This is a genomic window from Vibrio sp. V43_P6S15P86 (genome assembly GCF_009904725.1).
Taxonomy (GTDB): Bacteria; Pseudomonadota; Gammaproteobacteria; order Enterobacterales; family Vibrionaceae; genus Vibrio; species Vibrio diabolicus.
The window spans coordinates 1-3,398 of the sequence record NZ_WXWT01000081.1; the positions used below are offsets into that span (position 1 = coordinate 1).

The window sequence follows — 3,398 nt, forward strand, 5'->3', positions numbered from 1 at the left end:
ATCTAGAATTTGCTATTTGATAACTTTATAATTCCCGCCAATCGATTACGCAACCGTTTACTTTTTACCTTTACAGGATTCGATCATGCTCGAGAGGCTTTTTAAGCTCAGTGATAATGGCACAAATGTGCGCACTGAGATCATTGCAGGTGTTACCACCTTCCTAACTATGGCTTACATTATTTTTGTAAACCCAGCGATCCTGTCGGATACCGGTATGGACCGTGGTGCCATTTTTGTTGCAACTTGTCTTGCGGCCGCTATCGGCTGTTTCATCATGGGATTTGTTGCTAACTACCCAATTGCACAAGCACCAGGAATGGGGCTGAACGCATTTTTCACTTACTCTGTTGTGTTGGGAATGGGCTATACGTGGCAAGTTGCGTTAGCGGCGGTGTTTGTTTCAGGCCTGCTGTTTATTCTTTTGAGTATATTTAAGATCCGTGAGTGGATTATTAACTCGATCCCGCATTCTCTTCGAACTGGTATTTCAGCCGGTATCGGTCTTTTTTTAGCATTTATCGCATTAAAAAATGCAGGCATCGTCGTTGATAACCCTGCGACATTAGTTTCTATGGGAGAGATCACATCATTGCCATCTGTATTGGCTGCGATTGGTTTCTTCCTTACTATCGCGCTTGTTCACCGTGGTGTGAAAGGTGCGGTGATGATCGCCATTCTTGGTGTTACAGCGCTTGGCCTTCTATTTGGTGATGTGCAGTGGAGCGGTATTATGTCAACGCCACCAAGCATTGCACCCACTTTCATGCAACTGGATTTCTCTGGTTTGTTTGAAGTTGGCATGATTTCCGTTGTGTTCGCTTTCCTATTTGTCGATTTGTTTGATACCGCAGGTACGCTAGTTGGCGTTTCTCAAAAAGCAGGCCTCACGGATGAGAATGGCAACATCCCGCGTCTAAACAAAGCGTTACTTGCAGACTCAACGGCAACGTCAGTAGGTGCATTACTCGGTACCTCAAACACCACATCTTACATTGAGAGTGTTTCTGGTGTGGCGGCTGGTGGTCGTACTGGTCTAACAGCAGTGGTTGTTGGTGTGCTCTTCCTACTTGCTCTATTGTTCTCACCGCTAGCAGGAATGATCCCTGCTTATGCAACATCGGGCGCTCTGTTCTATGTCGCGATTTTGATGTTGTCTGGGCTGGTAAGCATTGATTGGCGTGACCTAACGGAAGCATCACCAGTTGTTGTGACTTGTTTGGTGATGCCATTAACGTTCTCGATTGCAGAGGGTATTACGTTAGGCTTTATCGCGTACTCGGCGATCAAATTATTCAGCGGCAAGGGCCGTGAAGTGTCGATGAGTGTGTGGGTGATGTCTGCCATCTTCATCGTCAAATACCTCGTCGGTTAATTTCTCGAGCAAAAAGCCAGTGTGGATTTATTCACGCTGGCTTTTTCTTTTTTCACGTTGTTCACTTCAGACGGTTTTTCTGCGGAATAGGCAGAGAATTTTGATATCACCGTTGGTATTAGCGGTGTGTTTCGGTAGAATAATCGTTTGCGCAGCTTGAAATCCTCATCTCCATACGTTTTGGAGAGGTCAGTGAGCATTCCGCTTTTGAGTGAGTTCGCTAGATTTTGAGGATGCATATTTTCAAATTATTAGGTTATTACAATGAGTAAAAAATTCATTATCACTTGGGATGCAATGCAGACTTACTGCCGTGAACTGGCTGAAAAACAAATGCCAGCTGAGCAATGGAAAGGGATTTGGGCGGTAAGCCGCGGTGGTTTGGTTCCTGGCGCTATCTTGGCTCGTGAACTGGGTATTCGTTACGTTGATACAATCTGTATTTCAAGCTACGACCATGATCATCAGCGCGATATGACGGTACTAAAAGCACCTGAAGGCGATGGTGAAGGTTACCTAATCGTTGAAGACCTAGTAGACAGTGGTGATACGGCGCGCAAACTACGTGAGATGTATCCAAAAGCGAAGATGATCGCTGTGTGTGCAAAACCTTCAGGCAAAGCGTTGCTAGATGATTATGTGGTAGATATCGCGCAAGACACTTGGATTGAACAACCTTGGGATATGTCAATCCAGTACGCTGAGCCTGTAAACCGCAAGCAAAAATAAACGCTATTAAAGAATATTGAGAAATGCCCCTGTATAGGGGCATTTTTTTTATTATCATAACAACTCATGCTAATAGCCTAAGGTTCTTCCTATGTCTGAAGACGTCAGTAAAAATCTTTCCGAAACTTTGTTCGTGAAACATAAGCAAGCAAAAGAAACCTCTGCGCTTACCCAGTACATGCCGACCAGTCAAAAAATACTTGATGAGCGAGAAGCGCAGGGTGATCGTGCTTGGTATCGTCATTTGCGCCGCTTGCAATGGGCTTGGCAAGGGTTGTCTCCGATAGAGATGGAAGGTGTGCTTTCTAAAATCGCTTCTTCTTCCCACTCTCGAACCAATGATGATTGGTTAGACACCGTAATGGGATACCACAACGGCAACTGGACATTTGAGTGGATTAAGCTCGGCATGGAGCATCAGAAGCGTTCAAATGAAATGCAAGGTGAGGAGGCCGCCGATGAACTCTTCACTGCATCTCTATGTTTTAGTATCGCAGGCTACCCACATCTGAAGAATGATAATTTAGCCTTGCAGGCTCAAGTGCTGGCAAACAAAGCGTACTCTGACGGCGCAGAGAAGACCAAGTACACTATCAAGCAAATTGAAGTGCCTTACCAAAATCGCAAAATCATCGCGAACCTTCATTTGCCAAGAACCGACAAACAACTGCCTGTGGTGATGGTGAGCGCTGGTCTCGATACGTTACAAACCGACATGTGGCGTTTGTTCCGCAATCATCTTGCACCACGAGATATTGCAATGTTGACGGTCGACATGCCTTCGGTGGGGCACAGTTCTCACTGGCCTTTGACTGAGAACTCAAGCTGTCTGCACCAAGCGGTACTAAATGAGCTGTATTCATTGCCTTGGGTGGATCATCACAAAGTGGGGTTAGTTGGATTTCGTTTTGGTGGTAATGCCATGATCCGACTCTCTTTTGTTGAGCAAGAGAAGATCAAAGCTTGTGTAGCCCTCGGCGCACCCGTACATGATATTTTTACTTCCCCTGAGAAGCTGCAAAAAATGCCGAAGATGTATCTGGATCTGTTGGCTTCTCGCTTAGGGAAAAGCGCGGTTGATATTAATAGCATGGCGGGCCAGATGATGGCCTGGTCATTGAAGGTTCAGGGCTTCTTGAGCAGTAGAAAAACCAAAGTACCTATTTTAGCGTTGAGCCTTGAAGGCGATCCTGTGTCTCCACACAGTGATAACCAACTTGTCGCGCTGTTTAGTCAGTATGGCAGAGCGAAAAAAATCAGTTCCAAAACGATTACAAAAGGATATGAGCAATCC

Annotated in this window: 3 protein-coding genes; all 3 read left to right on the forward strand. The window is 45.5% G+C overall.

Annotated elements, in window-relative coordinates:
* Positions 1-85 precede the first annotated feature (85 nt).
* The gene (locus CAG69_RS03585) at positions 86-1,375 is read left to right on the forward strand and encodes an NCS2 family permease (protein ID WP_047010160.1); all 1,290 of its coding nucleotides are present in this window, start codon (positions 86-88) and stop codon (positions 1,373-1,375) included.
* Between the two features lie 264 nt (positions 1,376-1,639).
* The gene (tet(34), locus tag CAG69_RS03590) at positions 1,640-2,104 is read left to right on the forward strand and encodes an oxytetracycline resistance phosphoribosyltransferase domain-containing protein Tet(34) (RefSeq protein ID WP_005391418.1); all 465 of its coding nucleotides are present in this window, start codon (positions 1,640-1,642) and stop codon (positions 2,102-2,104) included.
* A gap of 91 nt (positions 2,105-2,195) precedes the next feature.
* Positions 2,196-3,398: esterase FrsA (gene frsA, locus CAG69_RS03595; RefSeq protein WP_161442767.1), on the forward strand; the 1,203-nt coding region annotated here is incomplete at its 3' end.

Coding starts and splice junctions, on each gene's coding strand:
- CAG69_RS03585 (WP_047010160.1), top strand. CDS start 86: ATGCTCGAGAGGCTTTTTAAGCTCAGTGATAATGGCACAAATGTGCGC.